The organism is Kutzneria sp. NPDC052558, assembly GCF_044547355.1.
In the GTDB taxonomy this organism is placed as follows: Bacteria; Actinomycetota; Actinomycetes; order Mycobacteriales; family Pseudonocardiaceae; genus Kutzneria.
In genome coordinates, this window is record NZ_JBIUAG010000035.1 from 83,443 (window position 1) to 94,352 (window position 10,910).

7 protein-coding genes and 2 tRNA genes are annotated in these 10,910 nt (G+C 68.0%); 6 read left to right on the forward strand and 3 right to left on the reverse strand.

What is annotated here, in order from left to right; genetic code table 11:
* The first annotated feature begins 1 nt into the window (after nucleotide 1).
* The 4 genes from ACIG5F_RS40640 to ACIG5F_RS40655 all read left to right on the forward strand — a co-directional run bounded on the left by ACIG5F_RS40640 (nucleotide 2) and on the right by ACIG5F_RS40655 (nucleotide 6,653).
* Nucleotides 2-934 carry an ABC transporter permease gene (locus ACIG5F_RS40640; RefSeq protein ID WP_396525450.1) on the forward strand — a complete coding sequence of 311 codons (933 nt, stop codon included), beginning with the start codon at nucleotides 2-4 and terminating at the stop codon, nucleotides 932-934.
* Complete coding sequence (locus ACIG5F_RS40645; protein ID WP_396525452.1) at nucleotides 931-3,102, forward strand: dipeptide ABC transporter ATP-binding protein; 2,172 nt, start codon at nucleotides 931-933, stop codon at nucleotides 3,100-3,102. Before ACIG5F_RS40640 ends, ACIG5F_RS40645 begins: the two co-directional genes overlap by 4 nt.
* A gap of 5 nt (nucleotides 3,103-3,107) precedes the next feature.
* Complete coding sequence (locus ACIG5F_RS40650) at nucleotides 3,108-4,784, forward strand: ABC transporter family substrate-binding protein (RefSeq protein ID WP_396525454.1); 1,677 nt, start codon at nucleotides 3,108-3,110, stop codon at nucleotides 4,782-4,784.
* Nucleotides 4,785-4,958: 174 nt separating this feature from the next.
* Nucleotides 4,959-6,653, forward strand: coding sequence for an ABC transporter family substrate-binding protein (locus ACIG5F_RS40655; protein ID WP_396525456.1), 1,695 nt, complete (start codon nucleotides 4,959-4,961; stop codon nucleotides 6,651-6,653).
* Between the two features lie 236 nt (nucleotides 6,654-6,889).
* On the opposite strand, the gene ACIG5F_RS40660 is transcribed toward ACIG5F_RS40655, so the two are convergent.
* Nucleotides 6,890-8,587, reverse strand: a complete 1,698-nt coding sequence (locus tag ACIG5F_RS40660; RefSeq protein ID WP_396525458.1) for an ABC transporter family substrate-binding protein — start codon at nucleotides 8,585-8,587, stop codon at nucleotides 6,890-6,892.
* A 119-nt stretch (nucleotides 8,588-8,706) separates the two neighbouring features.
* Here ACIG5F_RS40660 and ACIG5F_RS40665 point away from each other — a divergent pair, with 119 nt between their 5' ends.
* Complete coding sequence (locus tag ACIG5F_RS40665) at nucleotides 8,707-9,633, forward strand: hypothetical protein (protein WP_396525460.1); 927 nt, start codon at nucleotides 8,707-8,709, stop codon at nucleotides 9,631-9,633.
* A gap of 227 nt (nucleotides 9,634-9,860) precedes the next feature.
* Nucleotides 9,861-10,049, forward strand: a complete 189-nt coding sequence (locus tag ACIG5F_RS40670) for a hypothetical protein (RefSeq protein WP_396525461.1) — start codon at nucleotides 9,861-9,863, stop codon at nucleotides 10,047-10,049.
* Nucleotides 10,050-10,340: 291 nt separating this feature from the next.
* Here the strand turns inward: ACIG5F_RS40670 and ACIG5F_RS40675 are convergent.
* A tRNA-Met gene (locus ACIG5F_RS40675) sits at nucleotides 10,341-10,414 on the reverse strand.
* 410 nt (nucleotides 10,415-10,824) lie between these two features.
* A tRNA-Met gene (locus tag ACIG5F_RS40680) sits at nucleotides 10,825-10,898 on the reverse strand.
* Nucleotides 10,899-10,910 lie beyond the last annotated feature (12 nt).

A 10,910-nucleotide genomic window follows, 5' to 3' on the forward strand; every position in this document is an offset into this window, starting at 1 on the left:
CATGAGCACAACTGTGAATCCGGCCGCGACGGCCGAGGCCGCGCCGAGCCGGCCGGTCTCCCGCGGCGCCCTGGTGCGCCGCCGCTTCATGCGCAACCGCTGGGCGCTGGGCGGCATCATCGTGATCGTCCTGCTGTACCTGGTGGCCTTCAGCTATCCGCTGTTCTCCCCGTACAGCTACGAGTTCCACGACACGAGCCTCACCTACGACCCGCCGTCGCTGACCCACTGGTTCGGCACCGACAACATCGGCACCGACATGTTCGTGGCCTGCATGCGCGGACTGCAGAAGTCGCTGACGATCGGCCTGCTGGTGGGCGTGATCTCGACCGCGTTGTCGGCCGTGGTCGGCGCGGCGGCGGGCTTTTTCGGCGGTGTGACCGACCGGGCCCTGATGTGGATCGTCGACCTGCTGCTGGTGCTGCCGTCGTTCCTGATCATCTCCATCGCCAGCCCGCTGTTCAAGGGATCGAGCTGGCTGATCCTGGTGGTGCTGCTGGTGCTGTTCCAGTGGATGATCACCGCCCGGATCGTGCGCGGCATGACGCTGACCCTGAAGACCCGGGAGTACGTGAGCGCCGCCCGGTTCATGGGGCAGTCGCCGTGGCGCACCATCTTCAAGCACATCGTGCCGAACATGTCCTCGCTGCTGATCGTGGACGCGACGATCAACGTGGGTAGCGCGGTGCTCCAGGAGTCCGGCCTGAGCTACTTCGGTTTCGGCGTGCAGCCGCCCGACGTCTCGCTGGGCACGCTGATCGCCACCGGCACCGGGTCCGCGCTGACCTTCCCGTGGCTGTTCTACGCGCCCGCGGTGCTGCTGATCATCACTCTGCTGTCGGTCGCCGTGGTCGGCGACGGCCTGCGCGACGCGCTGGACCCGACGGCGACCCGCGCTCGCCGCCGGGAGAAGCGAAAGGACAAGCTGGCATGAGTTCCTCGGAGATCGCGCTGGACGAGGGGCTGCTCACCGGCGCGGAAGCCGGTCCCGTGCTGGAGGTCAGCGACCTCGACGTGTCCTTCCCCAGTGAGGCCGGCCGGGTGCACGCGGTGCGCGGGCTGACCTACCAGGTGTCGCGGGGCGAGGTGCTGGGCATCGTCGGCGAGTCCGGCTCCGGCAAGTCGGTGTCCTCGCTGGCGGTCATGGGGCTGTTGCCCGAACAGGCACGGATCACCGGTTCCATCCGCTTCCAGGGCCAGCAGCTGCTAGGGCTTTCCGATGTGCAGCTGTCGAAGATCCGGGGCCGCCGGATCTCCATGGTCTTCCAGGACCCGCTGTCCGCGCTGACGCCGGTGTACACCGTGGGCGACCAGATCGCGGAGGCGCTGCTCATCCACGGCAAGGGCCGGCTGACCAGGCAGGCCGCGGCCAACCGCTCGGTGGAGCTGCTGGACCTGGTCGGCATCCCGAACGCCTCGGCGCGCTCCAAGGCGTTCCCGCACGAGTTCTCCGGCGGCATGCGCCAGCGCGCGGTGATCGCCATGGCCATCGCCAACGACCCGGACCTGATCATCGCCGACGAGCCGACCACCGCGCTGGACGTGACCGTGCAGGCGCAGGTGCTCGAGGTGCTCAAGACGGCCAAGGAGGTGACCGGGGCCGGCATCGTGATCATCACCCACGACCTGGGCGTGGTCGCCGGCTTCGCCGACCGGCTGATGGTGATGTACGCCGGCAGGGCCGTGGAGTCCGGCCACGTCAACGAGGTCTACCAGCAGCCGCGCATGCCCTACACGCTCGGCCTGCTGGGCTCGCTGCCCCGGCTGGACGCGGCCGAGAAGCTGCCGCTGGTGCCGATCTCCGGCCAGCCGCCGTCGCTGGTGGACCTGCCGACCGGCTGCCCGTTCGCGCCGCGCTGCCCGATGGCCGTCGACGACTGCCTGACCGAGGAGCCGGAACTGTCCGAAGTGGACAGCACCAGCGGTCACCGCGCGGCCTGCATCCGCAGCGCCGAGCTGGCCGCCACCGAGGCCGCGGTCGAGGAGATCGACGGCGTCGACGCCAGCAACGCGGCGGCGATCGAGGCCGCGGTGGAGGTGTTCGGCGCGGAGCTGGTCGAGGAGCCCAAGGCGGCGCTGCGGCCGCGGACCGAGCGCCCGACCGTGCTGGCGGTGGACTCGCTGGTCAAGCACTTCTCGGTGACCAAGGGCGTGGTGCTCAAGCGCAAGGTCGGCACCGTGCACGCGGTGGACGGCGTCAGCTTCGAGGTGCGCGAGCAGGAGACGCTCGGCCTGGTCGGCGAGTCCGGCTGCGGCAAGACCACCACGCTGATGCAGATCCTCGGCCTTGAGCGGCCGGCCGGCGGCAGCATCTCGGTGCTCGGCAAGGACGTGTCCACTCTGGATAGCAAGGGGCGCAAGGCGATCCGCCGGGACATGCAGGTCGTGTTCCAGGATCCGTTGGCCTCCTTGGATCCTCGGATGCCGATCGGCGACGTGCTGGCCGAACCCATGCAGGTGCACGGTTTCGACACTACGCACATCCGCAAGCGAATTCCGGAGCTGCTGGGCCTGGTCGGCCTGCGGGCCGAGCACGCCGACCGCTACCCGGCCGAGTTCTCCGGCGGGCAGCGGCAGCGCATCGGCATCGCCCGGGCGCTGGCGCTTGAGCCCAAGTTGCTGGTGCTGGACGAGCCGGTGTCGGCGCTGGACGTGTCCATCCAGGCCGGCGTGATCAACCTGCTGGACAAGCTGAAGGCCGAGCTGGGCCTGTCCTACCTGTTCGTCGCGCACGACCTGTCGGTGGTGCGGCACATCGCCGACCGGGTGGCGGTGATGTACCTGGGCAAGATCATCGAGATCGGCGACGTGGACTCGGTGTTCGGCGCGCCCAGCCACCCCTACACCCAGGCCCTGCTGTCGGCCATCCCGATCCCCGACCCGGTCAAGGAGCGCCAGCGCGAGCGCATCATCCTGTCCGGCGACCTGCCCAGCCCGGCCAATCCGCCCAGCGGCTGCCGATTCCGGTCCCGCTGCTTCCTGCACGCCACACTGTCCGATTCGGACAAGAGCAAGTGCGTCGAGGTGGAGCCGCCCCGCGAGTCCCAGGGCGACGACCACGAGGTGGCCTGTCATTTCGCCCGGACGAAACAGGTGGTCTGATCACGATGAACCGAAAGCTACTGGGGGCGCTGGCCGTGGCCGCGCTGGTGGCCACGGCCTGCGGCGGCGGGAACTCCGGCGGGGGCACGCTCAAGTCCGACGCGTCGGCCGCCGGGCACAACGACATCAATCCGCAGCCGTCGGACAAGATCAAGCAGGGCGGCATCCTGCAGTGGCCGCTGGACGCGTTGTCGGACAACTGGAACTTCTGGCAGGCCGACGGCAACACGCAGGGCACGCCGGTGATGATCAACGCCATGCTGCCGTGGCTGTTCGTGGCCAAGGCCGACAACACGCTGGAGCTGAACAAGGACTACCTGGTCTCGGCCGACCTGGTCTCGACCAGTCCGCAGGTGGTCGAGTACAAGATCAACCCGAAGGCGAAGTGGTCCAACGGCCGGGCCATCTCCTGGGAGGACTTCCAGGCCCTGTGGAAGGACTGCAACGGCAAGGACACCGCCTTCCAGTGCAACAGCACCACCGGCCTGGAGAACATCGGCGACGTCCAGCGCGGGGCCGACGACCAGGACGTGAAGGTCACCTTCGCCAAGCCGTTCGGTGAGTGGCAGAGCCTGTTCTCCCCGCTGATCCCCAAGGAGCTCGGCGTCAGCGCCGACGAGTTCAACAAGGGCTGGGTGGACGGGCCGAAGATCACCGCCGGCCCGTTCACGATCGGCAAGATCGACCTGACCGCCAAGACGGTGGCCGAGGTGCCGGATCCCGCCTGGTGGGGCCAGAAGCCGCACCTGGACCAGATCCTGTTCAAGGTGGTCGGCCGGGACGCCCTGCCGGACGCGCTGGCCAGCGGGGCGATCGACTTCTACGCCATCGGCTCCAACGTCAACCTGTACCAGCGGGCCAAGGCGCTGTCCGGCGTGACGATCCGGCAGTCCACCGAGTCCCAGTACAACCTGTTGGACTTCAACGGCTCCGAGGGCTCGGCCCTGCACGACCAGGCCACCCGGGTGGCGGTGGAGCAGGGGGTGGACACCCAGGCCATCGCCAAGGCCCTGCTCGGCCCGATCAGCGCCGACCCGACGCCGCTGGGCAACCACTTCTTCGTCAAGGGCAGCAAGAGCTACCAGGACAACTCCGCGCCGATCAAGTTCGACGCGGAGGCGGCCAAGAAGAAGCTGGACGAGCTGGGCTGGAAGCAGAACGGCGCGTTCCGGGCCAAGGACGGCAAGGAGCTCGCCCTCAACTACGTGGTCGACGCCGGCAACCCGACCAGCACCGCCGTGTTCAACCTGGTGCAGGCCCAGATGAAGGCCATCGGGGTCGACGCGAAGCTCAACAGCGTGCCGGTGGCCGAGCTGTTCAGCAACTACGTCAACCGCGGCGCCTACGACGTGGTGCTGTACCGCTTCGTCGCCCAGGCGCAGCCGCTGTCGTCCAACGCGTCGACGTTCTACTACACCCCGGGCAACACCCAGTCCAACTACAGCGCGATCGGCAACGACACCATCAACAAGCTGCTCGACGAGGCCGGCGCCGAGCTGGACGAGACCAAGCGCACGGATCTGATCCAGCAGGCCGACACCGAGATCTGGAAGGAGGGGCACATCCTGCCCACCTACCAGGTGCCCGGCGCGTACGCCGTGCGCGACACCCTGGCCAATTTCGGCGCCTTCGGCTTCGCCGTGAACCCGGTGGACTACGTCGACATCGGCTTTCTGAAGTGAGCAGACACGGGATTTCGTGACGGCCTGGCCCGGCGACCGCGAGTCGCCGGGCCAGCGTCGCGAAGGGGGAGATTTCACCCAAGGTGCGCGCCGGGCCACCGGCCGTCACCGTGGGGGCAGGCCATCCGATCGACGAGGTCGCATCGGTACCGAGTAACAACGGAGGTCAGTTCGATGGGCAGAAGGAAGGTGCTGGCGCTGGCGGCGCCGGTCCTCGCGGCGGCGCTCGCGCTGAGCGCCTGCGGCGGGGGTGGGGGCGGCGGCCAGCTGCCCCAGGCCGACACCAAGGCCGGCGTCAACGACATCAACCCGCAGCCGGACAGCAACATCAAGGACGGCGGCACGCTCCAGTTCGCCATCGACTCGCCGTCCGCGAACTGGAACCAGAACGAGGTCGACGGCAACGACGTCGCCAGCGCCCGGATGTCCAACACGATCATGCCGTGGATGTTCACCGAGGCCGCCGACGGCACGCTCAACGTGAACACGAACTACCTGACCTCGGCGGACGTGGTGTCCACCACCCCGCAGGTGCTCGAGTTCAAGATCAACCCCAAGGCCAAGTGGTCCAACGGCCGGGCCTTCTCCTGGGAGGACTTCCAGTGGCAGTGGAAGGCCCAGAACGGCACCAACAAGGACTACCAGCCCAACAGCACCACCGGCTACGAGGACATCTCGAACGTCGAGCGCGGCTCGGACGACCTCGACGTCAAGATCACCTTCTCCAAGCCGTTCGGTGAGTGGAAGTCGCTGTTCAGCCCGCTGTACCCGAAGGAGTTGAACTCCGACCCGAAGGAGTTCAACTCGGGCTGGGTGGACGAGCCGAAGATCACCGCCAACGCGTTCAAGATCGGCAAGATCGACCAGACGGCCAAGACCGTCGAGGTCGTGAAGGACCCGAACTGGTGGGGCAAGCCGGCCCACCTGGACAGCATCCTGTTCAAGGTGCTGACCCGTCCGTCGATGCCGGACGCGATGGCCTCGGGCGCGATCGACGTGGCCGACACCAACGCGCTGCTGGACGCCATCACCCGCTACAAGGCCATGCCGAACGTCACGCTGCACCAGGCCCTGGCGCCGGACACCGTGCACCTGACGCTCAACGGCGGCAAGGACCGGCTGCTGGCCGACCAGAAGCTGCGCCAGGCCGTGTTCCTCGCGGTCGACCGGCAGTCCATCGCCAACGCCGAGATCGGCAAGATCACGCCCAACCCGCCGCTGCTGGGCAACCACATCTTCGCCCAGGGCACCAAGGAGTACAAGGACAACTCCGGTGACGTGAAGTTCAGCGTGGACGCGGCCAAGAAGGCCCTGGACGACCTGGGCTGGAAGCAGAGCGGCCAGTTCCGGGCCAAGGACGGCAAGGAGCTGGACCTGACCTACGTCAGCTCAAGCACGCCGGCCTCCGACGACACCGGCAAGATCCTCCAGCAGCAGCTGGCCCAGGTCGGCATCAAGGTCACCATCAACGCGGTGCCCACCGCCGACTTCTTCTCGAAGTACATCAACGTCGGCAACTTCGACCTGACGACCTTCCGCTGGATCGCCGGCAGCTCGCCGGCCTCGGGCCAGAAGGGCGCCTACTCGATCGACCTGCAGAACCCGGCCAACGTGCAGCAGAACTTCGGGCACGTCGGCAGCGAGGCCATCAACGACGCCTTCGACAAGGCCGTGGCCGAGCTGGACGACCAGAAGCGGGTCGACGCGGTCAACGCCATCGACAAGCAGCTCTGGGACATCGCCGGCGAGCTGCCGCTGTACCAGGTGCCGGGGGCCACGGCCACCAAGAAGAACGTCGCCAACTACGGCGCGATGGGCTTCGCCACCAACCCGATCGACTACGCCGCCATCGGCTTCACCAAGTCGTAGTCGCTTCACCGACAAGCGCCCGGCCGGGTTCTCCCGGCCGGGCGCTGTGCTGTCTGTCGGCGAATCCGAGCCCTGCTTACGTCAAGGGCCGGGACGGGGGCTCAGTGACCACACCGCACCGACCCCCAGTAGTCAGTGCGGGGCGACGTGCCGCCGCGTCCCGGCGCTGTCCATGACACACAATGCCGCTGTCGGCTCGCTGTCTTGGCCCCGCCGCCCCGCGCTGACCTGGGGAATTACTTGGCCCAGCCGATGTCCTGGTAGCGGTAGTTGGCCAGGCCCGAGTTGCCGAAGTTGGCCAGGCCGTTGCGCACGGCCACGATGGAGGGCCGCTGGTAGAGCGGCAGCGAGTGGCCCAGCGCCCACACCTGCTTGTCCACCTCGTTGAGCAGGGCGTAGCGCTTGGTCTGGTCCAGTTCGGAGGACGCCTGGTCGAGCAGCTTGTTGATGCTGGCGTCGCCGATCCGGCCGGAGTTGCCCAGCGCCTGGTCGCCGGTGGTGAACCAGCTCTGGGCGTTGTTCACCGGCGGCGCGCTGTCGCCCATCTGCGCGAAGTTGGCGATGTCGAAGTCGCCGGGCGTGATGTGCTCGTCGAAGAAGGTGTTCGGGTCGTCCTGCACGATCTGCAGGTCGACGCCGATCGCCGCGAGCTGCTGCTGCACCAGCTGGGCCTCGTCCAGCCCCGACTTCACGCCGGCCGGGATGGCGTCGCGGATGGTCAGCTGCTTGCCGTTCTTGCTGCGGACCTTGGCCCCGGGGGCCAGCGTCCAGCCGTCGGCGTCGAGCTCCTTCTTGGCCTCGTCCGGGTTGTAGAGGTAGCCGGCCGAGTTGTCCTGGTAGCCGGGGAAGCCCGGCAGGAAGATGTGGTTGCCCAGCGGCTGCGCGTTCGGGATCAGCTGGCTGATCTCGGCCTTGGCGATCGGGTCGCGGTCGATGCCCTTGATGATCGCGACCCGCAGCTTCTGGTCGTTGAGGATGGAGTTGCCGGCCCCGTTGAACACGATCTCGCGGTAGTTGGGCAGGTTGGCCCGCCGCAGGGTCACGTTCTTCATGGTCGAGGTGCGCTTGTAGGCGTCGATGTTGGACGCCACGCTCGCGAAGTCGAAGGCCCCGCTGGCCAGGCCGTCCACCTCGACGGTGGCGCTGGAGTAGTACTTGAAGACGATCTTGTCCAGCTTGGGCTTGTCGCCCCACCAGTTCGGGTCGGGCACGACCGTCACGTTGTTGCCGGTCTTGTCCAGGTTGCTGACCTTGAACGGCCCGGCGGTGACCTTGGGCGCGTCGACCCAGCCGTGGTTGAACTCCTCCGGGCTGGAGGTCATCGACTTGGGGTAGAGCACGTTGAACAGGTTGGCCCACTCGGCCAGCTTGGGGCTGTAGGTGACGGTGAAGTCGTAGTCGTCACTGCCCTTGCTGATGTCGGAGATGCTCGCGTAGCCGGCCGTGCTCAGCGGCTGGTAGGCGGTGTTCTTGCCGTTGAGCGCCTGCCACTGGGACTTGTAGTCCTCCCAGGTGATGGGCGTGCCGTCGCTCCACTTGGCCTTGGGGTTGAGCTTGTACTCGGCCTTCTGCGGGTCGTTGGAGATCAGCTTGAACGACTCGACGTAGTCCGGGTTCGGGCCCCAGGTCCCGGAGGCGTCGGCGATCGCCGGCGTCGGCTCGAAGGACTGGACGACCGGCGGGATGTCGCCGCTGCTGGCGTCGATGGCCAGCATGTTGAAGTTCGCCGGATAGGCCTGCACACCCCACTGGAGGATGCCGCCGTCCTTCACCTGGTCCCGTGGCGTCGGGTTGGTGTCGTTCTGTCCGATCTGCTTGGTGGGCGGCGGCGCGGAGGAACCGGCCGATCCCCCACAGGCCGACAACAGCAGCGCGGACGCGGTTGCCGTAACGGCGACCGCGAGCAGCGCGCGTGGCGTTCTACTCACGAGCATGCCTTCCCCTTGAAGCCCCCAGTTCCCAGTTCGCCACCCTATGAGGGCGCGTGCCGAGTCTTGCGCGTTTCCCACCCTGCGGGAACCTACGGATGGCGGGCTGGGCAGGATGTCACCTCATGGGCTTTCGGACGCGCGCTGTACGCCACTGCCTGGCCGCCGTGGCCCTTGTCCTGGTCGTCTGCGGCGCTGTGGCCGCTTTCTCGGCCCTCACCCTCTCCTCGGCCCGGGCCGAGCTGGCCCCGCTCACCGCCCGCGGGCAGGCCCGTGTCGTCGCCGTCGGCCACGATGCGGAAACCGCCACCATCACGTGGACCCCGCCCGCTGCTGCCCCGGCCCAGGCCACCGTCGAGCTGGACGCCACCCCGCCCGCCGTCGGCGCCACCGTGCCCGTCGGCTACGACCCGGCGAATCCCTCGCACGCCGTCATCCCCGGCGCCGCGGCCCTCATCGCCGCCGACCGCTCCAGCGGCGAGCTCCTGTTCATCGCCATCACCGCCGTCGTCATGCTCCTCGTCACGCTGGTCCGCTTTCTCTCCCGCCTGGGCCTGACCCGCCGGGGGGCGGTCCAGGTCCCCGTCCGCCGCGTCCGCATCCAGTCCGGCCTCTTGGCCCGCTCATGGTTGGAGACCGAGGACATCCCGCGCCGCTGGGTCCCCGTCTACTTCGAGCCGGCCCTCGTCACCCTCCCCACGCCCACCACCATCACCTTCTTCGGCGACCCCCACCGCAGCCGCCTCGTCGCCGCCCGCATCGACGACACCGTTCTCTACCCCTCCGGCCGGGTCCGCCACGACGACCCTCACGGCCGCCGCGTCGACAATCCCTCGGTGGTCGACGACTCCGTCCGCGCACGCACGGCGACCACCTCCGGCCTGCTCCCCCAACTCCGGGCCGACGCCGTCCTGATCGTCCCGGCTCCCTTGATCGGCTTCCTGTGGGCTTTCCTGGACGGCGGCGGCGTCTGGAGTTGGCTCGGCGCAACCCTCATCACCGCCGCCTTGGCCCTGTGGCTTGCCGCCCTTCGGGGTTCCGACCCATCGTGACGCACACCACAGGTGGCTCTCCGCCCCAGGATTGCGGTGTTCCGGTGTCCCCGATCGGGTTGGAACGTCACCCCTCGTAGCCTCGTACGCCCATCCTGGTGTTCCGATCATCCTCCGAATCGGTGGAGTTGGCCTTGCCCTCTTCGGGCTTCGCCTTTGTCACGGGACCATCACCGCGGGTGGGCGGCTGTCCACCGGAGGTGATGGGCGGAGGTGCACCTGTGGGCATGAAGTGGATGGAGCACAAGGTCGTGAAGAACGCCCGTGCTTGGGCCTCAGGGGGCATTCCCGGCCAGGCCGGCAAGGACGAGTGCGTGGTGTGCGGCAAGCAGATCCGCAAACACCGCAAAGTCACCGGCGAGGGCCGTGTCTGCTCCGTGGCCTGCGCCCACTTCTGGGTAGAAAACATGAGCTGAGAATTTTCCCCCCGTGCGCCGGCCACCCCCGGCGCACCCTTTTTCCCCCACCAACACCCCCACCCGGCCTGCGCAGCAACGCCCCCCACGCCAGGGCGAGCGAAGCAACGCCCGACCCGCAGGCGAGCGAAGCGAAGCCCCGGGCGACGGCGAGCGAAGCGAAGCCGGAGCCCGGCCGGGGGGTGCAGGGGGGCGAAGCCCGCCCTGCCTCGGGGTCTGGGGCGGGAGCCCCAGTGTAAAAGCGAAAAATCCCTGTCTGCGCTTTTCGCAGACAGGGATCTCCCAGATTTGTAGCGGGGACAGGATTTGAACCTGCGACCTCTGGGTTATGAGCCCAGCGAGCTACCGAGCTGCTCCACCCCGCGTCGGTGTCTTGATGTTTACTACTCTAGCCGACCCGTCCAACCATTTACAAATCGCCCCCCACCACCCCACCTGACCAGCCCCAATACCAACCCAGCACCACCAGACCCAGCAACCACCCCCCAAACCAGGGCGACCGCAGCAAGCCCACACACACCAGGCGAGCGAAGCGAAGCCGACCCCCAGGCGAGCGAAGCGAAGCCGACCCTCCCTCAGGGCGAGCGAAGCAACGCCCGACCCGCAGGCGAGCGAAGCGAAGCCCCGGGCGACGGCGAGCGAAGCGAAGCCGGAGCCCGGCCGGGGGGGTGCAGGGGGGCGAAGCCCGCCCTGCCTCGGGGTCTGGGGCGGGAGCCCCAGTGTAAAAGCGAAAAATCCCTGTGCTGTCTTACAGCACAGGGATCTCCCGGATTTGTAGCGGGGACAGGATTTGAACCTGCGACCTCTGGGTTATGAGCCCAGCGAGCTACCGAGCTGCTCCACCCCGCGTCGGTAATAGGA